Genomic DNA, 22,175 nt, shown 5'->3' on the forward strand with positions numbered 1-22,175 from the left:
ACATCCGGAGCTGATGCATCGTTCCGCCGAAATGGACTCGCGCATCTCTGAGTCTGAAAACGGGAATTGAAAACGGGGCTGAAAATCTAAGCCTGCAAACACGATGGCCTCCGAAGCCGCGGGCACCGGAGGCCGATTCGCTGAAAAAACGCGCGTTACACGCTGAAGGAGGAGCCGCAGCCGCAGGTGCTCTTGGTGTTCGGGTTCTCGAACTTGAAGCCCGCCGCTTCGAGGGTCTCGACGTAATCGACGACGCAGCCGTTCAGATACATCAGCGAGGTCGCATCGACGAAGACCTTCAGGCTGTCGAAGCTGAAGACTTTGTCCATCATGCCCGACTGATTCTCGAAGGACATCGAATACTGAAAGCCGGAGCAGCCGCCACCCACCACGCCGATGCGAAGCCCTGCCGGCAGCGGGTCCTGGGTCGCCATAATCTCGCGTACTTTGCTGACCGCGGTATCGGTGAGATGGATTGGATTCACCTTAGGCTGAACGATTTCCGGTGTGGCTGCAGCAATGGTGGCCATGAATCAATTCTCCTCGAAGAGATGCTTCTTCCAGTGTACCCCGGAATGCCTGATGCAGGAAGGATACACGCTTGCCTCTTTTAGATGAGACAAAATGCATTCCGATGCAGGGAAGACGGATCAAAAACGCGCGAAGTACGCCTCAGTCGGCCACAATCCTCCCTGAAATCCGGTCGTATTCGGCCTCGGTTACGATGCCCTTGCCGACCAGATCGTGCGTCGCGTCATAGGGCCGGTGGGCGATCACGCGGTGCGCCCGCGCCTCCGTCATGCCGGGCAGCGTTTCGAGCTCATCCAGACTGGCGGAGTTGATGTCGATATGCCCCTGGGCATCTTTGCCGTTGTGCAGCCCCTGCTTTAAGCCCGAGGCAATATCGTCCAGCCTGCGCTCCGCCTCGGCCGCGGCGACCCGGGCATTGGCTGCCGCATTCTGTGCGTCCTTTTTCGCCTGCTCGGTTGCGTGAGCCGCCTGCTGCTGCAACTGCTGGTCAGAGGGGTGATGATCGTTGCACGCCGAGATCCATACGACGGCAAAGCACAGCACCGCCGCCACCAGACACTGGGTTATCAGCTTCGTTCGCTTTCCGGGAATCATCGCGTACTCTCCTGTTTCCGATCCTGATACATGCAGATGGAATCCATTCTGCCCGCAGGAGTTGCCAGAGAAGATGCGCGGCATCAAAAATCCCGCTGTTCAGCCGCTTTGAATGGGACTAATATGCTTCTCGAACGGCACCTCCTACCCCCCGAGCCTGGGGCAATCACTCCGGACCCGCTCGGTATCAGAGCCGGCTCAATTCCGAATCCTGAGGCGCTATATGGTTAGCTATATGCCCGTTTTATGGATCGTGTGGGCCGTTGTTTTAAGCATCCTGCTGATCCTTCTCGCATATCGTGGAACGCTCACCCGCTACGAAGAAGATCAGCTCTTCCTCGATCCGGCCGAGGATCACCAGAAATCAGCACAGGCCGCTATCCTGAAACGGATCGATAAAATTCAGCCCTTTGTGCGTGTCTCCATTGGAGCCACCTGCGTGATGACCGCCGGGATTCTGGGCATATATGTCTGGGATGCCATTCAGCATCTGAACTAGCTTCCGGCAGCTCTGCTCTCTCCGCTCCGACCTCCGGAAGGGCGATTCGCGATGGTCTGAATCGCCTTCCGGCAGCAGGGGCGGCACCACCGCCAGGAGGCTCTCTCCCAGGCGGCAGCTTACGGCTTCAGACCTTCCACAGTTCCCTTCGCTTCCACATCGATCGCCACTTCCTTATCCACGCGGAACAGAAAATTACTCGGATTTTTCATGCCCCAGGCAACGTAAGGGATGACGAAGTGCGTCGATGCCGTCACGTGTCCGCCGGCATCGGCCTCGACCTTCAGCGCAAGCGTGAGCGGGTGATCCTTTCCGTGGAGCGTAAATGTGCCGTCCACGGTTACGTTTTGCGCATCGCCCGGCTTCACCGTTCCTGAAACCTTCTGCGGATGGAAGATGATCTGCGGATAACGCGGGCTTTCGAGCACGTCGCTCTGCATACGGCGGTCGCGCGCGCCCTCGCCGCTCTGGCCGCTGGCTGCATCGACAAGGACCTCTCCCTCGGCGACGCCTGAGGCCGGATCGAAGGTGATCAACCCGCCCTTGAGCTGAAAGGTTCCGTGGACGGTGTGCATATTGCCCTGCAGCGTCCAGTGAATCTGCGTCTGCGACGGATCGAGATGCACGGTGACCTGCGATGTGGACTGAGCGACGGCGGCCGGCACGAAGCAGGCCAGCAGAGCAAGGGCACACATCGAGGCAAATCTGAAGCGAAGGCAAATGGGGCGCATCTGTGTCTCCGTTTTGGGTCTCCGTTTCGACGGTTTCCGTTTCCGGGTCAGAACTGACCGGCCAGCAACAGCCGCGCGCCGAGCTCCGGTCCATAGCGGAGGAGGAGCTTCGGCAGCGGTTCTTCTCTGAGATGCACGGTCAGCAGCTTTTGAAAGAGCGCAGGACGCTCGGCGAATACCCGCAGCACCCGCCTGCGCAGAGAGGGCCGCTGATCCATCAGCAGCATCGCCGCGGCGATGGTCTGCGGCACGCGCAGAGTGCCGGCATGCTGTGAGGCGTAACGCGCGAGATCGCCCGCGGCAATGGATTCCGTGAGCAGCGCCGCCTGCCGGAAGGCTACCGCCAGCCCCTCGCCGGTAATGGCGTCCACCGATCCCGACGCATCGCCGACCAGCGCGACATTGCCGCTCACCACGCGGCGCAGGCGGCTGCTGGTGGTGATCGCGCCGCGCTCGCGTGTGGTGGCTTCGGCTCCGTAGAGTCTTGCGCGCAGAAGCGGATTGCTGTTCACGAACTCGCGGACACGGGCACGCTCGGGAAAGCGCGAGACGACAGCGACGCAGACCTCCTGCTCGCTCAGCGGCGTCACATACGCCTGGCCGAGATCACTCCAGTGAATCTCGACATACGGGCTCCACGGCCGGACACGGTAGTGCATGCGAAAGCCGAAGCGGCGATGCTTTAACGTGCGATCCTCAAGACCGGCCCAGGAGCGCACCCGCGAGGCGTGGCCATCGGCTCCCACCAGCCACTGATAGCGGCAGCGCTCGCCGCCGACGCGAATGGGAAGGCCGTTCTGCACCACCACGGGGCTGCCCCATGCGGTGCGGACACCCGCCTCCTCAGCGCGCCGCACCAGCAGCGAGTGCAGAGTGAGGCGGCGAATGCCGAGTCCTGCCCTGCCGCCGCCGAACTCAGCGGAGACGAACGAGCGTTCATCGACGAATCGTATGCCCCGAAAGGGCGCTCCGGCATCGGGAGGCAGATCGACACCGAGCCGGCTCAGAGCATCGAGCGAGTCCGGCATCAGTCCTTCGCCGCAAGCCTTGTCGATGGGAGGCTGCAGTGCATCGGCGACCAGCACATCCGCGCCGCGCAGCCGCAGGGCGATCGCCGCTGCCAGACCGGCAGGGCCACCGCCCACAATCAGCACATCGCAGCTCTGCTTCAACTTACTCCTGCCACTCCAGCAACAGCATCTCAGCGCAGAAGCCAGGCCCCATCGCAGCCAGAATGCTGCGCGTTCCCGGCTTCGGACGCTGCCGCCTGATGACTTCATCCAGCACCACCAGCACAGATGCCGACGAGAGATTGCCCACACGCCGCAGCGCCTCCCAGGAGACCTCCAGCGCGCTTCTTTCAATGCCCAGTGCTTCGGCCGATGCCTCCAGCACCCTCGGCCCTCCGGTGTGCATGATCCATGAGCCGATATCGCTGCGCGTCAGCCCCTGCGTGGCGAGAAACGCGTCGACATCGCGGCCCAGATTTTCGCGCACCACCTTCGGCACATCGGGCGAGAGAACGATGCGGAATCCTTTTTCGGAGATATCCCAGCCCATCACGTCCTCCGTGTCCGGATAAAAGACCTGATGGCTGGCAACGATGCGCGGGCCCTTTGCGGGAAGATCGACTTTGTCGCCCGCGACGAGAACGGCGCCGGCGCCGTCTCCAAAGAGCCCCGATGAGATGAGGTTCGCAACCGAGAGATCGTCGCGCCGCCAGGTGAGCGAGCAGAGCTCGACCGAGAGCAGCACGGCGACATGATCCGGCCAGGCGCGAAGATAATCGGCAACCCGCGCCAGTCCCGCCGCGCCGGCAACGCAGCCCAGTCCGAAGATCGGGTTGCGCTTAATATGCGGCGAGAGCTTCATGCGGTTCACCAGCCGCGCGTCGATCGACGGACTGGCTACGCCGGTGACAGAGACAAAGAACAGCGCATCGATCTGGTGCGGAGCGAGACCGCACTGGCGAAGCACGCAGTGCAGGGCGCGCTCGCCCAGCTCCTCCGCCACTTCAATCCAGACATTGTTGGTTTTTCCCCAGGTATCAAGCGCCTCGTACTCTTCAAGAGGCCGTGAGAAGTAGCGTCCATCGACGCCGGTGCGAAGATGCAGCCGCTCGAGCACAGCAGCATTGTCGAGCTCCGCGCCCCAGTGCTTCAGCAGCGCGTTCAGCACTTCTCTCTGTGTGAAGTAGTGCGGCGGATATTCGGTGGAAGTGCTGACAATATGCATAAGCAGTCTGGTTCCTCCTCTGCCCTTTATGCTCAGAGAAGATACCTGAGTGCAAGCATAAGATGCCTGAGTGAATGTGGATCGTCGGCGCAATGACTATTACTTCATACTGACAACTCTCTGACATTGCCCCCGGACGATGCCGGATTTTCTGACTCTTCGCTGCTGAATACAATGCCGTCCGCAGCCGCTGCGCCTGGTGTGAGCGGCATTTCAATCGTGATGCAGGCTCCGTGCTCGGCGGCATCGGCCGAGCGATTCTGCGCGAGAGCTCTTCCTCCGTGCGCGCCGGCGACGGCATTGACAAAGGCCAGCCCAAGGCCGTGTCCTTCCGATCTGCTTCCCTTCGCGAAACGCTGAAAGATGCGCGGCAGCAGATCGGCGGCAAATCCCGGCCCGTCATCGGTCACACGCACTCGTGCCATGCCATCCGTCGACGTCACGGAAAAGGTGACATGCGCGCCTTCGCCCGCGTAGCGAAGCTCATTCTCCATGAGATTGGTCAGCAGGCGGGTAAAGAGCTGTACATCGACGGCTGCGGGAAGAGGACGATCGACCTCTATCCTGAGCTTCTGGCGCTTCTCGGCAAAGGCCGGAGCATATAACTCCGCCACGCGACCCGCCAGTTCCGCGAGGTCCACCTTCTCGACGTGCAGATGCAGCGCGCCGCCCTCCGCTTCCGCCAGATCGAGCGAGGTGGTGATCACTCCCGACAGATGATCGAGACTCTCGATGGCTTTCGCCACCAGATCGCGCGAGAACTCTTCGTCTTCGAGCGACAGCGCAATCTCGAGGCTTCCGCGCACCGAGGTGATCGGACTCTTCAGATCGTGCGCCACCGAATCGGTAAGCGTGCGCAGCTGATTCACCGACGCCGAGATGCGTTCGAGCATGTTGTTGAAGGTGCGCGCCAGCCTCGCGATCTCATCCTGCTGCATGCCGACCGGAACGCGCGTGCTCAGATCGTGGGTGCGAATGCTCGCCGCCGTTCCCGTGATCGCGTCCACCCGCTTCAGCATCCTGCGCAGCCCCAGCAGCGTGATCAGAAAGCCGAGGCCCACCATGAAGACCCAGCCCAGGATAAAGCGGATCAGCAGACGGTTGAGCATCTCCGCGGCGTTCGCGTCCTGAAGACCGAGCCAGACGTGCCCGTCGCCGCCGCTCATCGGCACCATGACCACGCGAAAGGGCGAGCGCCAGCCGTGAATCTCGAGCGAGGCCGGTGCGGCGTTGCGCGGGTTCATCTTCTGTATCGCCGCGAGGAACTGCTGATTGTCCTTCGGCCCGACCCAGACCAGCAGATTGTCAGAGGCGTCATACTCGGCAAAGAAGACGGTGCTGCCCGAGGTGCGATTTCCCCGGCTGTCGTAGGCCATCTCCTGCGTCGCCAGCTCGGCGACCTCTTCGACGATGCGGTCATACAACGCATCGCGGGGCGTGGTCAGCGCCACCTGCTTCAGCGTCTCGCTCTCCCCCACCAGCCAGGAGTCGCTGCGCTCGCGCACCGTTCCGGCGACCAGCACGTACATGGCCCAGAAAATCAGCGCGCAGCCGGCGGCAAAGACCAGCGTGCTGCCCAGCGCCAGCCTCCATGCCGCGGTGCGGTAGAAGGATCGGCTAATCCTTGAGAACATAACCCACTCCGCGCATGGTGCGGATCAGAGGCCGCTCGGCATTCCGGTCCACCTTGTTGCGCAGACGATGAATGTGCACATCCACGATATTCGTGGATGTATCGATCCGCATCTTCCATACATGATCGAGCACCATGGCGCGCGTCACCACGCGTCCCGCATTCCGGCACAGGTACTCGAGCAGGCCGAACTCCTGCTGCGTAAGCTGCAGCTCCACGCCGCCGCGTTTCGCCTCGCGACGGATCAGATCGAGCTCAAGGTCGGCGACACGCAGCCGGACCGCCTCCGGCTGGCCGGCGGTGCTTCTCCGCAGCAGAGCGCGCAGCCGCGCCAGCAGCTCGGCCACGGCAAAGGGCTTGGTCAGATAATCGTCGCCGCCGCGCTCGAGGCCCAGCACACGCTCGTCCACCGAGCGGCGGGCGGAGAGAATCAGCACCGGCGCGGCTACGCCCTGCGCCCGCATGCGCTGAATCAGCTCCAGACCATCCATGTCGGGCAGAGTGAGATCGACGACGATGGCGTCGTGCACACCCTCCAGCGACAGCTTCTCCGCATCGGCTGCTTCCCCTGACGCATCCACGCGAAATCCCGCTTCGCCGAGTGCCCTTACCAGAAATTCACGAATCGTTTTGTCGTCTTCGACCACCAGCAACCGCATGAGGCCCTGCCTTTCTTCCCTTAAATCTTTATCGCGCGCGTTGCCAGGTGCAGCGCATCCCGCCAGAAGCGTCTGGATGAATGGACGAGATCGAGCACATTGTCGATAGCTCGAACAAAATGGTCCAGGCTTTCCTCTTCGGCGTTCAGCGGCGGCGCGGCCTTGAGCACTGAAAAATCGTTGCCGCAAATCTGTGTCAGGACGCCATGATCGCAATACATGCGCATCACCAGCATCTGGCCGAACATGGCGGGGTGGATGCGATGAAAAGCCTCATACGAAAGGCGCAGCCCGAGTGACTTCGGCGCTTTGAATGCGATGCCGGTAAAGAAGCCCATGCCGCGGACCTCGGCCACCATTTCGTATTTAGAGCATACCTCGCGCAGGCGCTGCCGGAAGACTTCGCCGAAAGCCAGCGCACGCTCTCCCATCCGCTCCTGCTCCAGTACTTCCAGCGTGGCCAGCCCGGCGCGCATCGCCAGCCCGCTTTCGCTGTACGTCGAAGTATGCACGATGGCGCGGCGCAGCGAGCCGTAAACGCTGTCGTATATATCGTCGGTCATGAGCACCGCGCCCACCGGCACCAGCCCGCCGCTGAGCGCTTTGGCGAGGATGACCATATCCGGGTCAAGCCCGTAATGATGGCCGGCGAGAAAGCGTCCGGTACGCCAGAGACCGGTCTGCACTTCGTCTATGACCAGCAGTGTGCCGCAGCGGCGGCAGAGCTGCTGCGCTCCTTCGAGATATTCCCGGCCCGGCACGAGGATACCGCCCTCCCCCTGGATCGGCTCAAGAATGAGCGCTGCATGCTTCTTTGCAGCCAGCCGGCGCTCCAGCGCAGCGAGATCGCCGAAGGGGACGAACTCCACGCCAGGAATGAGCGGGCCGAAGCCCTCCGACCAGAAACCATTGTCCATCAGCGCCAGCGCGCCGCAGCTTAGCCCGTGGAAGGCCCCACGGGCTGCCAGCAGACCGCTGCGCCCCGTAAAGGCGCGCGAGAACTTGATGGCCGTCTCCACACCCTCGCTGCCCGAGCTGCAGAAATACGCCTTGTTCAGGCGGCCTCCCGCGCGTCGGCAAAGCTGCTCCGCCAGCTCGCCCGCCGAAGCCGCCACATGACTCTGCAGCATGGAAGGACCGCAGCGTCCAAGCTCGGCATACAACGCCTCAACGATGTGCGGATGATTGTGCCCGGCATTGTAGACACAGTATCCGGAGAGGAAATCGAGGATGGTACGGCCATCAGCCGTCTCCAGCTTTTCGCCCCGGCAGCGCACGTATTCCGCATTCATCTCAAGCAGGTTCAGCAGACGCACCCATTGAGGGTTCACGTGCTGCGTATAGGCGCTCTGCGCCTCTGTCTCAGTCATCTCCGCCGGTGCGCCGGTGCTCGTCACGACAAGGTCCTCTACTTTGAGCCTATCGAGGTGTTCTGTCCAATCCCTGCGGTGGGATGACAAACCTGTAATCTTCGGCCCCGGATCAGGTTTCGTCTTTGGACTCAAAGGGATGCGCAAGGTAAGCGCCGAACCGCAATTCCTGTCGAAAATATGCAACGGCGACGGTTGCACATATCCGTTCTCGTCACGATTCTGCACACTCCGATGGATCGGACAGACCGGTGCGCGCCGACGCGGATTTCACTCCTGGACCCTCCAGGCTTTGCCGCCCTTGACGGGCTCCCGCCGCTGCGCTCATTCTGAAAAGACAGGTGGAGGAGTTCGCCTGGCCAGCTATGGCTGGTTAACCGCTGTCCCTTGCCGGCAGCCAATGACTCCTGACGAGTATTTCGTCGCGGAGTCGTGTTTTGCGCCGGAAGCTCACCCAAAATTCTGAAGCGATTGCGGCCGCGATGCGGTCACGGCCGGCGTGCGCTGCGCGCCGAAGGGAGCAGGCGGATGATGAAGCTTTTCTGGGTTGGACTGGGCGGAGCCATGGGCTCGATCGCCCGCTATCTGGTCGGGTTGTGGATCTTCGAGTGGCTGGGCACGCGCTTTCCGTACGGCACGTTCTTCATCAACATGAGCGGCTGCTTCATCATCGGCCTCGCGCTGACGGTGCTCGACACGCACCTGCGCCTGCCGCAGGAATGGCGGCTGGCCATCCCCATCGGCTTTGTCGGCGCGTACACGACATTCTCGACCTTCGAGTATGAGACGCTGCGCGCCTTTCAGCACGGGCAGCCGTCGACCGCTCTGCTTTATCTGGGGATGAGCATCATTATCGGCTTCGCCGCGGTATGGCTCGGCACCCTGGCCGGCGGCCTCTTCGCCTGAGCGGACTCAGGCGATGCCTGCGGCCTTCTCGGCGGCCTCGACGGTCTGCGCGATCAGCGTGGCGATGGTCATCGGTCCCACACCGCCGGGCACCGGCGTCCAGGCCGAGCAGCGATCGATGACCGCGCTCAGCTCGATATCGCCCACGCCTCCGGGATGGTAGCCCGCGTCGACGACGACGGCGCCATCGCGAATCCAGCTGCCTTTGATGAACTCCGGCCTGCCGACCGCGCCGACGACGATCTCCGCGCGCTGCACGATCTCAGCCAGATTTTTCGTGCGCGAGTGGCAGATGGTGACCGTCGCGTTTGCGCCCAGCAGCATCATGGCCATGGGCTTGCCGAGGATCGGGCTGCGGCCCACGACGACGGCTTCCTTCCCTGACGGATCAATGCCGTAGCGCTTCAGCAGACGCATGATGCCGGCCGGCGTGGCCGATCCATAAGCCGCCTCGCCCATGGCCATGCGGCCGAAGCCGTGGCTGGTCACGCCGTCCACATCCTTCTCGATGGCGATGCGGTCGAAGCATTCACGCTCCTCGATCTGCTTCGGCACCGGATGCTGCAGCAGAATGCCGCGCACGCGCGGGCTGGCGTTCAGCTCGTCGATCGTTGCCAGCAGCTCTTCGGTGGTGGTCTCTTCCGGCAGCGCGACGCTCTGCGACTCCATGCCGACGCGGCGGCAGGCATTGCCCTTCATGCGAACATAGGTCGCCGAGGCCGGATCGCTGCCCACGAGGATCGTGGCCAGAATCGGCGGCTCCCCGCCTGTCTTTTTCTGAAGCTGTTCGACCCGCGCCTGAAGTTCGCCTTCAAGCTCCTTCGCGTATGCCTTGCCGTCGAGAACCATTCCTGCCATATCTTCCAGTGTACGGAAGAACAGGGCTCAGGGCTCAGGGCTGAGAAAAGCGTCATCGCGTTTCGACGGCACGTTGTACCGGCCCATCGAAAACACTGAAATTGCCACAACCGTCCGCGGGACGCGCACAACTCCGAGACCTGCGGGACGGCTTCAGTCGATGGCCAGGCTGAGCTGGTGGCGTACATCGGCGCCGCGTATCCAGAAGATCACGTCGGTGGCGATATTGGTTGCGTGGTCGGCGATTCTTTCGAGGCCGCGCGCCACCAGAATGGCCTGCAGAGCCTCTTCGGCGCAGGTAGGACGCTCCTGAATGACCACAGTCAGGTCATTCTTCGCGACGCGGTTCATGCGATCGATTTCGTCATCCATCTCCAGCACGGACTCGGCCACATGGGCATCGCCTTCCAGCAGCGCCTGCAGCGCGGCACGGATCATCCGGCCGGCAAAATCCTTCATGCCGGCGATGTCCACGGGCAGCTCCGCGCGGCTCGACTTCATCAGCTCCAGCGTGCGCACGGCGATGCTCATCGCCTGATCGCCGATGCGCTCCAGATCGCCGTTGATCTTGATGACGGCGAGGATAAAGCGCAGATCGATGGCCATGGGCTGCTCTTTGGCCAGCAGATCGTAGGCCATTTCGTCCACTTCCCGGTGCGCGGAATTGATGGCCGTCTCGTTCTCGCGGACATACTGGCAGATTCCCGCATCGCGCAGCAGATAAGCATCGACAGCCGATTCAACGGCCTGCTGCGACAGCGCCGCCATAGCAAGCAGCTTGTCCTTCAGCTCCGCAAGTTGCAGATGGAAATGGATACGCGGCAAAATATTTTCCCCAAAACTGCATTGTGCAACACGGCGTGTAAGAAAACTGCAAATTTTCTCTAAGAGACAGAGAAGAAGAGGTTTTTTTTTGCACAAACGGGAACTTTTCAGGGCCGGAGCGATCAGTCGGCCAGCCGCCGCTCGGCCTCCTGCGCCGCCTCGTAAATCTGATCGAAGGACTCCACGGCGTAGAGCACCTTCTGCATCTCCGAGACCAGAAACTGCTGATGCATCACCTGATCGAGGTTAAAGTCGCGAATCTCCGGGCCGGCGCCGCTCTTCGCTCCCCCGTTTTTAAAGCTGTTGATCAGATGGCTCGATTCGCCATGCGAGGAGATCAGCCCGCTGCCGTAGAGCCTGATCTTTCCCTTCTGGCGGATGACGCCGAACTCGACCGTAAACCAGAAGAGCCGGCCCATCTTCTCGAGCTTTTCCTTATCGTGCATCAGGCCGAAGCAGACGCGGCCGTAGTGCTGCAAAAAATCGGCGAAGACGGGATGGGCGTGCATGGGCACGTGGCCGAAGACGTCGTGAAAGATATCCGGCTCCGGCGTGTATTCGAGCGAATCGCGGCTGCGCAGCCAGGTGGTGGTGGGAAACTTTCTCGCGCCCAGCATTTCGAAGAAAGCGTCGGGCGGCAGAAAGCCGCTGACCGGGGTCGCGTTCCAGCCGGTGCGCGGGCCAAGGCGGCGGTTAACCTCGGCGAGGTCAGGAATCGAGTCCTCGCGCAGCCCGATCTGCTGAAAGCCGTCGAGATATTCCTCGCAGGCGTGCTCATGGAGCTGCGGCATGCGGCGGCTCACCAGCTCGGCCCAGACAGCATGCTGCTCCGGCGTATAGGCCTGCCAGTCCTGCTGAATCAGGTACGGCTCGGCCACGGTTAATGGAGAAGGCATCGGAGTCATCCCGAGTACACCCCCGGCAAAACTCCCGAGCATGACACCGGCCCGGCAGAGGTGTCAAACAGGCACCGCGCTTCGATAGTGGGTGAACCGGATTCGCGGCCCCGCATCACCGGCGATCGAGACCACGGGGCTGTGAAGCCGGGCTCGACAGCTTTTTTACCGGGTTTTCGCACTTCGACCGACACCTGCGGAGAAAGGCCAGGGTTTGCACCTGTGTGATCCAGCCTGTTCCCGGGAGAGAGCTCATGCCTGGTGTGATGCGATATGGCGCTGCCCTGATCTTCGCAATTCTGACGGTTCCTGTGTTGGCGCTGTCCTCCCCGGCTCGTGCGCAGAGCGTCGTCGTCGGCGTGAACGTGGTCAATCCCATGCGAGCCGGCGTTGCCGACCAGAATGCCGTCCTGGCGCAACTTCATGCCGCCGGTGTCCACGTCATCCGCTGCGGCATCACAGCCGACGCGAAGGGCATCGACTATGCCAGGCGAGCCGCCGCGCTCGGCATTCATATCCAGCTCGGCCTCAGTGCCGCGTACCCGCCCAACGCTCCGTCGGTACCCTACCGCCCGGCTCTTTTTCCACTGATGTGGGGCGGTCCTCCTTTGTCTTCCGCAGATCCCGCCCTCTCCAAAGCCGCATTCCAGTCCATGTTCGATCTGCTGGACGCCAACGGCATCACGCTGGCCGGGGCTGAGCTGGGCAACGAGATCAACTGGGCCGCATTCAACTCCGAGTTTCCATTGCCCGGCGAGGGCAAAATCCTCAGCCTCTCCGATCTCTCTCATGACCCGGAAGGAAAGCAGATCGCCAAAGGCTTTCTTCAGTATCTGAAGATCCTCGCCGTTCTGAAGGAAGTGCGCGATCACTCCCGTCTGAACCGCAACACGCCCATCATTCTGGCCGGGCTGGTCGCGGCCCCGGACGGGGGCAAACTCTATAACAACAAAAAGGAAGATATGGTCAGCCTGCCTGCGACCATCGCTTTTCTTCGCGCCAACGGGCTCGATTCACTCGTCGATGCCTATGGAATCCACTCGTATCCCTCCGGCGATCACCCCGGAGACCCCGCAGCCGCGGCCAGACGCACGGCTCGCCTGAATACGGTCGATTTCGCCGAATGCCGCGCCCCCGGCACTCCGGGCGGCAAACCCTGCTGGGTCTCCGAATGGGGCTTTCCGAATCCGAATCTCTCGTGCCCGCTGAATGACGCGGCACGGACGCTTCTGGTGAAGGAGATGTATGGCGACTTCACGGCGCTCGCCGCGCAGCGCCGCCTGACGGGCATCGATCTCTTCTCGTGGAACTCCGATCCCTGGTCGAAGCAGCCGGATTCGGACAGCGTCTATCGCTGCGGCAGTCTCACCTCTGCCGGCCGTGAGGCCATCAGGCCTGTTCCGCCCGGAAGATGAACGTCCGGGAGCGACGGGAAAGGATTCGTTTACCGGTGTGCCCAGACGCGCCACGTGGTCAGATGACCGTGCGCGTCCTTTACCGGCTCCCAGCGGTCGATGGCGACCGGTCCCGAGACCGGCATGATCTGCTGCTGGAGGGCACTCTGAAGAGGCGTGGACGAATCCGCATGCACCCGCGCAGCCGGAATCTCATAGATGAAGCCCTTCGCGGTGACCTGCACGCCGATCTCGCTCGATGACCGTGGCGGGACGGGGCGGTCGCCGTAATCCCACAGATGCGGCGTCACAAAGAGGAAGGCGAGGATCAGCGTCACCATCACGTCGTAGTGAAAGCTGCCCCGCTCGTATGTCCAGAAGAGATAGCTCTTCAGCGTTCGTCCGACACTCACGTTACTTCGCCCCTGCTCCGGTGGCCGGCTGTTTCATGCGCGGCTCCATGCGTGGTTCAATGACCGTCTGGCCACCCATATAGGGTACCAGCGCATCGGGAATGCGCACTGTTCCGTCGGTCTGCTGATAGTTCTCGACGATGGCGACCCAGGTGCGCCCCACGGCCAGGCCGCTGCCGTTGAGCGTGTGCAGCAGAGCACTCTTCGACTGGCTGCGCGGACGGTAGCGGATATTCGCGCGGCGCGCCTGAAAGGCCTCGAAGTTGGAGCAGGAAGAGATCTCGCGATACAGGCTCTGGCCGGGCAGCCAGACCTCCAGATCGTAGGTCTTCGCCGAGCTGAAGCCCATATCGCCGGTGCAGAGCAGCATGCGCCGGTAGGGGAGCTTCAGCCGCTCCAGAATCGCCTCGGCATGCGCGGTCAGCTTCTCGTGCTCGGCCTCGCTGTCTTCGGGCCGGGTGAACTTCACCAGCTCCACCTTCTGAAACTGGTGCTGGCGAATGATGCCGCGCACATCCTTGCCGTAAGAGCCGGCCTCGGAGCGGAAGCAGGGCGTATAGGCCACGAGCGACGTGGTGAGCTGCGCCTCGTCCAGCGTCTCGTCGCGGTAAAGGTTCGTCACCGGCACTTCGGCGGTGGGAATGAGCCAGTGGTCGCTGTCGCGGTAGACGCCCGGCTCGTATCCCTGCTCGTCGACGCAGCGGAAGAGATCTTCGGCAAACTTGGGAAGCTGGCCGGTGCCGAAGAGCGATTTGCTGTTCACCATGAACGGCGGCAGCACCTCGGTATAGCCGTGCTCGCGGGTGTGGATGTCGAGCATGAAGCCGATCAGCGCCCGCTCCAGCCTGGCACCGTCGCCCCAGTACACGGAGAAGCGCGCGCCGGAGATCTTTGCCGCGCGCTCGAAGTCGAGAATGCCGAGCTGCTCGCCGAGATCCCAGTGCGACTTTGGCGTGAAGGAGAACTGCGGCACCTCGCCCCAGCGCTTTACCTCGGCGTTGTCATGCTCCGAAGCGCCGACGGGGACGCTCTCCTGCGGCAGATTGGGGATGCGCATGAGGATGGCGCGGAGCTGCTCTTCGGCCTCGGACGCCGCGGCCTCGAGCGCTTCCATACGCGCCTTCAGCGTCCGCGTCTCTTCCATCACGGCGGTGGCGTCCTGGCCGGACTTCTTCAGCCGCGCAACCTCTTCGCTGAGCTTGTTGCGCTGCGCTTTGAGCTGTTCGGCTTCGGTGATGCGCTCGCGGCGGTTCTGATCGAGGCTCCGAAAATCACCCAGCAGCGCGGCGGGGTCCTGTCCCCGGTCGCGGAGCTTCTGTTCCACCTGTTCCAGGCCGGCGCGGACGAATGCGAGATCGAGCATATTTACCAGATTACAGGCTCTTCCCGTCTCCCGGACATCCGGCACGGAGAGAGCCCGCATTACGGCAAAGCGCAGGAGAAGTTTGCCGCCTCGTCCGTGCTTCCGGTGCCGCGGTAACGGGCGACCTGGGGATACGGGCAGAGAGGCCGCGTGCGGTCGACCCTGCCGTCCGTCGTGTGCGAGGCGGGAACCGACTCGGGCGCTCTTCCCTGCTCTCTCCACTGCTCAAGCGCGGTCAGCATATCGAAGTGGCTGGTGCCGTCTCCGCCGCCGCAGTGGTTCATGCCCGGCACCATGAAGAGACGGTAGTCCTCCGCGGCCTCTGCCTGGCCGACCCTTGCGGCGACGCTTTCGTAGTAGTGGATGCTGTTGCGCGGCATCACCTGCTGGTCGGTCCAGCCGTGATACTGGATCAGCCTGCCTCCATGTGCGAAGAAGGGACGCAGGTCGGGATTGTTCGCGGTGAGCACGCCGCCGTCGCGATCGAGGGCCTTCGTCACGTCGCCGTCGAAGTTGAGGGTTCTGAAGTCCCACTGCGGCTGGTTGAAGACCACATAGCGGAAGTAGTCGTCGGCGAGACGGATCGGCTCCGGCCCTCCGGCGAGCGTGCTCCATACCAGCTCGCTGCCGCGCTCCATCTGCGGAAAGACCTCTTCGCCGGTGCGGGGATTCTTTGCGGGAGAGTAAATGCGGTCCACGGCCTCGACCTGGGCCTTCGTCAGGCACGATGCGTTTGCTGCTCCTTTGCACGCGAGCACAGACGGATCGAAGCGGCACCGGCGAGGATCTTCGAGCACGCCGTCTTTCACGCCGTCGAGCTTGTCGCAGGCGGCGAGCACGGCCTGGTGGATCATCGGGTACTGCGAGGGCGGGATGTAGCTCGCCGGATCGGACAACGTGGACTGCGCGACCCAGATGCGTCCGAACATCAGCCTGGTCCAGTTATTGGTCGGCGCGCCGGCGATGATGCCGTCGTAGTCGTCCGGAAAGCGCTGCGCTTCCATCAGCGCCTGCCGACCGCCGGAGGAGCATCCGGCAAAGTAAGACAGCTTCGGCGCGCTGCCGTAAAACGCGGCGATGACCGCCTTCGCCGTCATCGTCATGAGATGAATGGAGCGGTAGCCGAAGTCGATCAGCTTTTCCGGATGGCCGACGGCGAAGCTGGCCCGGCCTCCGGTATGCCCCGTGTCGGTCGAGCTCGCCGCATAGCCGCGAGCGAGCGATGCCGCCATATCGTCATAGTTGATCGAGCCCGCCCAGCCGCCGTTGCCGGCTCCTTCCAGTTTGCCGTTCCATCCCTTTGCTTCCGGCAGCCAGATCTCGATGCGAATATCGGAGTCGGCGGTGGGACGCAGTGTCGCCGTCACGCGGCAAAAGGCGGGGAGCGCTGCAAACGGAGCCCGCGGCCCCGGCGCTTCGGTAAATCCGCCCGCAGGCACATCGGCGGCCAGCGTGATGGCCGTATCGGGAAGCTGCAGAGAGGCGAGGCTTGCGCAGGTGCGCGCCGCGGCGGCGGGAACGGCCAGCGCCAGCCATACCAGGGCGACCCTAAGCAGCATCGGGCTGGAAATCAGTCTGGAAACGGGTGCGGGAACTGATCTGTAACCATAGCCAGAACTATTCTGAAAATTCCGGTGCGGAAGCATACCGCAGTATACGGATTCGGGAATCGTTTCCGCCCCGAATCTGCATCCATCCACGGAGGAGAAGAAGAAGGGCGTCCGGCTCGCCTCTCCTTCGACTCCTCACCGATATCCCTGCGATACTGAAAGCGTCTATGCGAATGCCGAAGCGCCTCCTTCTCCCGCTGCTGGCCTGTTGTATCCTCTCGCTCCAGCCTGCAGTCGCTCAGCCCGCGCCGCAGGTCCGGCATGCCGCGACCGCGCGATCGAAGGCCGCCGCGGCCATCCCCGTTCCGCCGCCGAGCGCCTATAACGGACATCCGAAGCTGGCGATCATTCTGGTGCTCGATCAGTTCCGCGGCGATTATCTCGACCGCTGGCGCGCCGACTTCAAGGCCCACGGCTTCAATCTCTTTCTCGCGCACGGAGCGTACTTCCCCGACTGCTACTACGAATACGCCAACACGGAGACGGCTCCCGGCCACAGCACCATCGGCACCGGAGCCTACTCCGACGGGCACGGCATCAACAGCAATCAGTGGTGGGACCTGAACCGCAGCAAGGACCACCCCGTCACCTCGGTCGAGGACGAACGCTATGCGCTGGTCGGCCTGCCGCAGGGCGAAAAGACCACCCCCGGCGTTTCGCCGCGCAATGAGATGGCCTCGACGGTGGGCGACGAGCTGCGCCTCGCCACACAGGGGCAGTCGCTGGTCTACGGCGTCTCGCTGAAGGATCGCGCGGCGATTCTTCCTGCCGGCGCCACGGCCAACGGAGCCTTCTGGATCGATCAGGCCTCGGGGCGCTTTATTACCTCGACCTTCTACATGCAGCAGCTTCCGCAGTGGGTGCAGGATTTCGACAACGGCCACGATATCGCCGAGGCCGAGCAGGCAGCCAATGCCTCGGGCACGAAGAACTTCTACCACGATGTCGGAGCGACGCCCGCCGCCGTCAGCTATGAGCTGAGCTTTGCCAAAGCGCTGATCGAGTCGACACAGCTCGGCCATCACGACACGACGGACATGCTGACGCTGAGCATCTCGTCCACCGATATCCTTGGCCACCAGGTCGGCCCCGACGCGCCCGAGCAGCGGGCGATGATCGATGCGGTCGATGCCGATCTGGACGATTTCTTTACCTGGCTGGACAAGAACGTCGACGGCGGCCTGGGCAATGTGTGGATCGCGCTCACCGCCGATCACGGCGTGGCTCCGGTGCCCGCGGTTGCCGCGCAGATGGGGCTGAACGCCGCGACCATCGACATGAAGAAGCTGCTGGCGGGGCTGAACGACGCCGTCAACACCAAGTTCTCTCCGGGAGAAAAAGTGGAGTATCTGCTGCCGGACCAGAGCCTGCCCTACCTTTCGCTCAACCAGCCCTCCTTCGAGCGCGCCGGCATCAACGAGCAGGAGGCCGAGCAGGCGGTCGAGGATGCCCTGCCGGGGGCCTTCAACGCGCTGGTTCCCGAGGAGCCGACCGCCGGCGCCGCGCAGACGAAGCTGCCGCCTCGCCCTGCGCTCTTCCGCAGCTATACCCGCGAGCAGCTCGCGCAGGGGCAGCTTCCGCCGACACCCTTCGGCGAGATCCTGGCGCACAGCTACTCGCCCAACGGCGGCTGGTACGTCATGGTGACGCCGGAGGCCTTCCAGATGGCGGGCACGCCGGGAAGCAAAGGCACGAACCACTACACGCCGTATGCCTACGACCGGCACGTGCCGCTGGCGTTCTATGGCGCGCCCTTCGCTCCGGCAACGTACCACGGCCGCGTGCAGCCGGTGGACCTCGCGGCAACCTTCGCTTCGCTGCTTGGCATCAATCAGCCTTCGGCTTCCGTGGGACAGATTCTGACGCAGGCGCTCAAACCCGAATCGGAGGTCACGTACCCCAAACCACCGGCGGTGCGTCCGCACGCGCGCGCCGAGCGCTCCCATAAAGCCGCCGGCACCGCGGCAAAGACCGGCGGGACGCAACAGTGAAACCGGATATGCGGGTGCAGGTCGCCGGAATCGATCTAGTCAATCCGGTGCTTGCGGCAAGCGGCACCTTTGGATACGGAATCGAGTTCGAGGAGATCGTCTCGCTCGACCGCATCGGCGGCTTCGTCACCAAGGGGCTTTCGCGCGAGCCGATGGCCGGTAACCGCGCTCCCCGGCTGATTGAGACCTCGGCAGGCATGATCAACGCCATCGGGCTGCAGAATATCGGCGTCGATGCCTTCATCGAGAAGAAGCTGCCCGCTCTGCGGCGCTACAACCACTGCGCGGTCATTGCCAACGTCTTCGGCTACACGGAGAAGGACTACCTGGCGGTGATCGAGCGGCTGAATGCGGCGGAGGGCATCGCCGCCTATGAGCTGAACGCCTCCTGCCCGAACACGCAGCACGGCGGCATGGTCTTCGGCTCGGACCCCGATCTGCTCAACGATCTGGTATGGCGGTGTAAACAGGTGGCCACGCGGCCTCTGATCGTAAAGCTGTCGCCGAATGTGACCTCGATCGCGGTGATGGCGCGCTGCGCGGAAAATGCCGGAGCCGACGCCGTCTCGCTGGTGAATACCTTCGTCTCGCTCTCGATCGATATCGAGACGCGCCGTCCGCGCATCCGCAACATCACCGGAGGACTCTCCGGCCCGGCGATCCGGCCGGTCGCCGTGCGCATGGTCTGGGAGGCCGCGCGCGCGGTCACCATCCCCGTCCTCGGCATGGGCGGCATCACAACGCCCGAGGATGCGGTTGAGTTTCTGCTGGCGGGAGCGACGGCGGTGCAGGTAGGCACGGCCAGCTACGCCGATCCGCGGGCGGTGGAGCGGATTGCGCACGGGCTCGAACACTGGTGCTCACGGCATCATGTGGCGAAGGTCACGGACCTGACCGGAAAGCTCGACACGGCGGCGCCAAAGGAAGAGACGCCACCGGAGCCAGCGCAGGGAAGCTGATCGGCCTGCAGGAAAAGGATTTATCCGAAAGATTTATCTGAAAGAGAGTACGGAAGAGAAGAGAGTATGGACGGTCTGCGCGACAGAACCCGCTTCGGCCTGCTTGCCCGTCCTGCTATGTGCCCGGTACGGCTACGTACCGGTGCGGCGCATCTTCAGCTCATCGGGAATGCGGTTCTGCAGCACCCGGGCCTGTTCAAGCGCCATGCCGGTGATATAGATCGGCGCGGGAGTCGCCACGGCGACCAGCAGCCAGGCCAGCAGAGAGAGCAGAAGTCCGGCAATCGCAATCGCCTGCATGGTCAGCACCACTGAGGCATGCGACAGGTGCATGGTGATTTCCCAGCTGTGCAGAGGCTGGAAGCGGTGAATGACCGCCAGAGCCAGAATGAAGGCCAGTACCGACAGGGTGGTAAAACCGATCAGAGCGACATCGATGGCGCGATGAAGACGCTGCCGCGCGCGGCAGTGGGTGCAGGTTTCGAGATGCTCCTCGTAATCTGTACGCATTTCGGGGGAAATCCCGGAAATGTCATAACGCCAGCCTGAAAGTATGTCTCCAACAACCTGATCGGTGCACAAACTCATGATGCGATCCCCTAACGTCCCATGCCACCCGTAGTTCTTCGCCTCAGCCCTGGACCGGACCTGGAGGTGAAACCTGAAAACTCAGGGAATTCCAGCTTCAGTATAAACCAGAGCGTAACAAAAGCCACGGGTTAAAGCCGGATGGACTCCATGGGCGCATCCTGCGAGGCCAGCAGAAGCTGGTTCGCCAGCAGGCTCATCCGGCAACGCAGTGCCCGCTCCGCGGCCACTCTTGCCAGTTCCGGCAGATTGTTGCTTTCAGACAGATGAGCCAGTACCACATATGCGGCTCCGCCGTCGTAACTCTTTTCCAGAAACTCCGCAGCCGCATCGTTGGAAAGATGCCCGACGCGTGACAGCACCCGCTGCTTTACCGGCCACGGATACGGGCCGTCGCGCAACATCTCCAGGTCATGATTCGATTCCAGCATCAGGACATCGCATCTGCGGAGGTGCATCACTACGTTGGATGCCATGTATCCGAGATCGGTGGCAAAACCTATGCGCACCCCATTCGCCTCAAATACAAACCCAACGGGATCAACAGCATCATGAGGAATCGTAAAAGGAGTAATCGAAATGTCGCCGATCGAGAAGCCGCGCCCGGACTGGAAGTATTCGACCGCCGGAAGCGCGCAGGGATCGCGCTTTTCCTCCACGTCCGCAGTCTCCGCCGCGGCCAGAGCAGGATTCTCCACCGCATCATCCACGCCTTCTTCTTCCGCGGCTGCGATGGCCGTGATGGCGGCCGCAGCCTCCGGCTCAAGATCTTCTCCCGAGTCGGGATTTCCGGGGCCAGAAATTCCCGAATCGGGAATTCTCAGATCAGAATTCTGCTGTGCGGCGGCCTGGCGCTGTGCCAGCCACTCCGCATAGGTGATGCGGCGGCGCGGCGTCATCCAGCGCATCCAGGCGCGGTGTGTGGGCTCGGTAAAGTAGACCGGGATACCCAGTTTGCGGGCGGTTACTGCCAGCCCCTGCACGTGGTCCTGGTGCTCGTGCGTAATCACGATGGCGTCGAGCGTCTCCGGATCTTCTCCGGCGGCCCACATGCGCTTCATCAGCTCGCGGCACGAGAGCCCGGCATCGACCAGGACACGTGTCTTCGAGCTGGAGACAACTGTGCTGTTCCCCCTGGATCCACTGGCCAGCACTGTCATCCGCACCATATCCTGTGAGCATACGCCGGAACGGTGTGGAAGACAGGGGCGGGAACCCGCCAGGGTACGGGAGCGGGAAAGCAGAGCCGCTATTCGTACCGGTAGAAGCCGCGTCCGCTCTTTTTGCCGAGCCAGCCGGCATCGACCATGCGGACCAGCAGCGGACAGGGACGGTACTTCGGATCGCCGAGTCCCTCGTGCAGCACGCGCATGATGTCGAGGCAGACATCGAGCCCGATGAAATCGGCCAGCGTCAGCGGACCCATCGGATGCGCCATGCCCAGCTTAAAGATCTCGTCGATGGCCTCGGGGGTCGCGACGCCCTCCATCACGGCAAACATGGCCTCGTTCAGCAGCGGCATCAGCACGCGGTTGGAGACGAAGCCGGGAGCGTCCTGCACCTCAACCGGCGTCTTGCCCAGCCGCTCGGAGAGCGATTTGACCGTCTCGAAGGTCTCCTGCGAGGTCTGGAGGCCGCGGATCACCTCCACCAGCTTCATCACCGGCACCGGGTTGAAGAAGTGCATGCCGATCACGCGGGCGGGGCGGCCGGTCTGCGCCGCCAGCTTTGTGATGGAGATGGACGAGGTATTCGAGGCGAGGATGACCTCGGGGCGAAGCAGGTCGTCGAGCTCCTGAAAGATCTGCTTTTTGATCTCGAAGCGCTCGGTCGCCGCTTCGACCACCAGATCGCAGCCGGCGAGCGAGGAGCGGTCGAGCGTGCCCTCGATGCATGCCAGAGCCGCCGCGGCCCCGGCCTCGGTAAGTTTGCCTTTGGCGGCTTCGCGGCCGAGGTTTTTGCGGATCGTCTCCATGCCGCGGTCGAGAAAGCGCTGCTCGACCTCGCAAAGCCGCACGGGAAAGCCGCTGCGCGCAAAGACCTGGGCGATGCCGTTGCCCATGGTGCCGGCGCCGACGACGCCGACCGTTGTGATATCGCTCATGCGATTCTTCTCCGGA

At 62.9% G+C, this 22,175-nt stretch carries 22 protein-coding genes; 5 read left to right on the forward strand and 17 right to left on the reverse strand.

Going from position 1 to position 22,175, the window contains the following annotated elements:
• Positions 1 to 155: 155 nt before the first annotated feature.
• Positions 156 to 530, reverse strand: coding sequence for a HesB/IscA family protein (locus tag D0Y96_RS17310; protein WP_117302406.1), 375 nt, complete (start codon positions 528 to 530; stop codon positions 156 to 158).
• 142 nt (positions 531 to 672) lie between these two features.
• Positions 673 to 1,125: a ComEA family DNA-binding protein gene (locus D0Y96_RS17315; protein WP_158562459.1), complete on the reverse strand. Its 453-nt coding sequence runs from the start codon at positions 1,123 to 1,125 to the stop codon at positions 673 to 675.
• Between the two features lie 223 nt (positions 1,126 to 1,348).
• On the opposite strand from D0Y96_RS17315, the gene D0Y96_RS17320 reads away from it, so the two are divergent.
• Positions 1,349 to 1,624 (forward strand): hypothetical protein, encoded by a 276-nt coding sequence (locus tag D0Y96_RS17320; RefSeq protein WP_117302410.1) that lies wholly within the window; start codon positions 1,349 to 1,351, stop codon positions 1,622 to 1,624.
• 119 nt (positions 1,625 to 1,743) lie between these two features.
• Here the strand turns inward: D0Y96_RS17320 and D0Y96_RS17325 are convergent, their stop codons facing one another.
• From D0Y96_RS17325 to D0Y96_RS17350, 6 genes are all read right to left on the reverse strand, one after another.
• Complete coding sequence (locus D0Y96_RS17325; RefSeq protein WP_158562460.1) at positions 1,744 to 2,319, reverse strand: YceI family protein; 576 nt, start codon at positions 2,317 to 2,319, stop codon at positions 1,744 to 1,746.
• 83 nt (positions 2,320 to 2,402) lie between these two features.
• Positions 2,403 to 3,527 (reverse strand): NAD(P)/FAD-dependent oxidoreductase, encoded by a 1,125-nt coding sequence (locus D0Y96_RS17330; RefSeq protein ID WP_158562461.1) that lies wholly within the window; start codon positions 3,525 to 3,527, stop codon positions 2,403 to 2,405.
• 1 nt (position 3,528) lies between these two features.
• Positions 3,529 to 4,590, reverse strand: coding sequence for a type III polyketide synthase (locus D0Y96_RS17335; RefSeq protein ID WP_117302416.1), 1,062 nt, complete (start codon positions 4,588 to 4,590; stop codon positions 3,529 to 3,531).
• Positions 4,591 to 4,694: 104 nt separating this feature from the next.
• On the reverse strand, positions 4,695 to 6,224 hold the full coding sequence (locus D0Y96_RS17340) for a sensor histidine kinase (protein WP_117302418.1): 1,530 nt from the start codon (positions 6,222 to 6,224) through the stop codon (positions 4,695 to 4,697).
• Entirely contained in the window at positions 6,208 to 6,882 is a 675-nt protein-coding gene (locus tag D0Y96_RS17345) for a winged helix-turn-helix domain-containing protein (protein WP_117302420.1), read from the reverse strand. The genes D0Y96_RS17340 and D0Y96_RS17345 overlap by 17 nt, the downstream gene beginning before the upstream one ends.
• A gap of 20 nt (positions 6,883 to 6,902) precedes the next feature.
• Positions 6,903 to 8,279: an aspartate aminotransferase family protein gene (locus D0Y96_RS17350; protein ID WP_350449110.1), complete on the reverse strand. Its 1,377-nt coding sequence runs from the start codon at positions 8,277 to 8,279 to the stop codon at positions 6,903 to 6,905.
• Positions 8,280 to 8,780: 501 nt separating this feature from the next.
• Between D0Y96_RS17350 and crcB the strand changes: the two genes are divergently transcribed.
• Entirely contained in the window at positions 8,781 to 9,158 is a 378-nt protein-coding gene (gene crcB / locus D0Y96_RS17355) for a fluoride efflux transporter CrcB (RefSeq protein ID WP_252263890.1), read from the forward strand.
• A gap of 6 nt (positions 9,159 to 9,164) precedes the next feature.
• Here crcB and folD read toward each other — a convergent pair whose 3' ends face one another.
• The 3 genes from folD to D0Y96_RS17370 all read right to left on the reverse strand — a co-directional run bounded on the left by folD (position 9,165) and on the right by D0Y96_RS17370 (position 11,737).
• Positions 9,165 to 10,016, reverse strand: a complete 852-nt coding sequence (gene folD, locus D0Y96_RS17360) for a bifunctional methylenetetrahydrofolate dehydrogenase/methenyltetrahydrofolate cyclohydrolase FolD (RefSeq protein ID WP_117302422.1) — start codon at positions 10,014 to 10,016, stop codon at positions 9,165 to 9,167.
• Positions 10,017 to 10,169: 153 nt separating this feature from the next.
• Positions 10,170 to 10,841, reverse strand: a complete 672-nt coding sequence (phoU, locus tag D0Y96_RS17365) for a phosphate signaling complex protein PhoU (protein WP_117302424.1) — start codon at positions 10,839 to 10,841, stop codon at positions 10,170 to 10,172.
• Between the two features lie 122 nt (positions 10,842 to 10,963).
• Positions 10,964 to 11,737, reverse strand: a complete 774-nt coding sequence (locus D0Y96_RS17370) for a phenylalanine 4-monooxygenase (protein ID WP_252263891.1) — start codon at positions 11,735 to 11,737, stop codon at positions 10,964 to 10,966.
• A gap of 254 nt (positions 11,738 to 11,991) precedes the next feature.
• On the opposite strand from D0Y96_RS17370, the gene D0Y96_RS17375 reads away from it, so the two are divergent.
• Positions 11,992 to 13,152: a hypothetical protein gene (locus D0Y96_RS17375; RefSeq protein ID WP_147325115.1), complete on the forward strand. Its 1,161-nt coding sequence runs from the start codon at positions 11,992 to 11,994 to the stop codon at positions 13,150 to 13,152.
• Positions 13,153 to 13,181: 29 nt separating this feature from the next.
• On the opposite strand, the gene D0Y96_RS17380 is transcribed toward D0Y96_RS17375, so the two are convergent.
• The 3 genes from D0Y96_RS17380 to D0Y96_RS17390 are packed head-to-tail and all read right to left on the reverse strand — an operon-like array spanning position 13,182 to position 16,466.
• Positions 13,182 to 13,544, reverse strand: coding sequence for a hypothetical protein (locus D0Y96_RS17380; RefSeq protein ID WP_117302430.1), 363 nt, complete (start codon positions 13,542 to 13,544; stop codon positions 13,182 to 13,184).
• Position 13,545: 1 nt separating this feature from the next.
• Positions 13,546 to 14,907: a serine--tRNA ligase gene (gene serS / locus D0Y96_RS17385; RefSeq protein ID WP_117302432.1), complete on the reverse strand. Its 1,362-nt coding sequence runs from the start codon at positions 14,905 to 14,907 to the stop codon at positions 13,546 to 13,548.
• A gap of 59 nt (positions 14,908 to 14,966) precedes the next feature.
• A complete protein-coding gene (locus D0Y96_RS17390; RefSeq protein WP_117302434.1) occupies positions 14,967 to 16,466 on the reverse strand; it encodes a tannase/feruloyl esterase family alpha/beta hydrolase in 1,500 nt (499 codons plus the stop codon).
• Between the two features lie 224 nt (positions 16,467 to 16,690).
• Here D0Y96_RS17390 and D0Y96_RS17395 point away from each other — a divergent pair, with 224 nt between their 5' ends.
• Entirely contained in the window at positions 16,691 to 18,508 is a 1,818-nt protein-coding gene (locus tag D0Y96_RS17395) for an alkaline phosphatase family protein (protein WP_117302436.1), read from the forward strand.
• Positions 18,509 to 18,516: 8 nt separating this feature from the next.
• Positions 18,517 to 19,467, forward strand: a complete 951-nt coding sequence (locus D0Y96_RS17400; RefSeq protein WP_117302438.1) for a dihydroorotate dehydrogenase — start codon at positions 18,517 to 18,519, stop codon at positions 19,465 to 19,467.
• Between the two features lie 132 nt (positions 19,468 to 19,599).
• Here the strand turns inward: D0Y96_RS17400 and D0Y96_RS17405 are convergent, their stop codons facing one another.
• The 3 genes from D0Y96_RS17405 to D0Y96_RS17415 form a co-directional block, all read right to left on the reverse strand.
• Complete coding sequence (locus tag D0Y96_RS17405; protein WP_252263892.1) at positions 19,600 to 19,977, reverse strand: hypothetical protein; 378 nt, start codon at positions 19,975 to 19,977, stop codon at positions 19,600 to 19,602.
• A 209-nt stretch (positions 19,978 to 20,186) separates the two neighbouring features.
• Positions 20,187 to 21,224, reverse strand: a complete 1,038-nt coding sequence (locus D0Y96_RS17410; protein ID WP_117302442.1) for an MBL fold metallo-hydrolase — start codon at positions 21,222 to 21,224, stop codon at positions 20,187 to 20,189.
• Positions 21,225 to 21,304: 80 nt separating this feature from the next.
• Entirely contained in the window at positions 21,305 to 22,159 is an 855-nt protein-coding gene (locus D0Y96_RS17415) for a 3-hydroxybutyryl-CoA dehydrogenase (RefSeq protein WP_117302444.1), read from the reverse strand.
• Positions 22,160 to 22,175: the final 16 nt, after the last annotated feature.

Source organism: Paracidobacterium acidisoli, from assembly GCF_003428625.2.
Taxonomy (GTDB): Bacteria; Acidobacteriota; Terriglobia; order Terriglobales; family Acidobacteriaceae; genus Paracidobacterium; species Paracidobacterium acidisoli.